General features: G+C 74.1%; 1 protein-coding gene. It reads right to left on the reverse strand.

Going from position 1 to position 906, the window contains the following annotated elements; translation table 11 throughout:
* Window positions 1–906, reverse strand: a 906-nt coding sequence (locus tag E9549_RS24585; protein WP_236828889.1) for an MBL fold metallo-hydrolase, incomplete at both ends; no start/stop codon positions are given.

Consider the following 906-nt stretch of genomic DNA (forward strand, 5'->3'; position numbering starts at 1 on the left):
GCCGGTGGCCATCGCGGCCGGCCGGTCGATGCCGACCCGGACCAGCTCCCGCTGGGCCTCCGCCACGTCCTCGGCGGTCTCGCCGAGCAGGGTCACCGGGGTGCCCCAGGGCATCAGCCAGGCGAGATAGGTGACGAACTGCCCGTCCAGGCCGAAGTTGACCGTGCCGCCGACGTGCCCGGCGGCGAAGGCCGTGCGGTTGCGCAGGTCGACGACCCACTCACCGGCCTCGATGCGCCGGCGCAGCTCGGCCGGTTCCGCCTCGGTGGGCAGGGAGAGGTCGGCCTCGCCGGGGCCGGCGGAGTTGGCCGGGCCCATGTGCGCGTAGTAGGCCGGGTACGCGTCCAGCCCGGCGAGGAGGTCGTCGACGTAGCGGGCCTCGTCCGTCGTGAGCGCGGGGTTGGCCAGCTTCTCCTGCCCGATCGTGCTGGCGGTGCCGCCGGACTGGGTGGCCGAGCAGAAGCTGCCGAAGCCGTGCGTCGGGTAGACGGCGGTCTCGTCGGGGAGCTCGGCGGCCAGGCGCTGGGCGGAGTGCCACTGCGCGTGGGCGAGGGTGTCGGTGTGGTCGGGGCCGAGGAGGTCGGGCCGGCCGGTGGAGCCGTACAGCAGCGAGCCGCCGGTGAAGACCGCCACGGACTCGCCGTCGGCCTCCAGTGCGAAGGACAGGTGGGTGTGCGTGTGCCCGGGGGTGAGCAGAACCCGCACGCGCATGCGGGCCCCGACCTCGACGACGTCGCCGTCGGAGACCCCGGTGCGCTCGAAGGAGACCGGGTCGTCGGCGTTCAGCAGGTACCGGGCGCCGACCTGGCGGGCCAGTTCCAGCCCGCCGGTCACGTAGTCGTTGTGGATGTGGGACTCGAAGACGTGGGTGATCCGGACGCCGGCGGCCTCGGCGATGCCGAGCAC

The sequence above is a fragment of the Blastococcus sp. MG754426 genome (assembly GCF_021699055.1).
GTDB lineage: Bacteria > Actinomycetota > Actinomycetes > Mycobacteriales > Geodermatophilaceae > Blastococcus.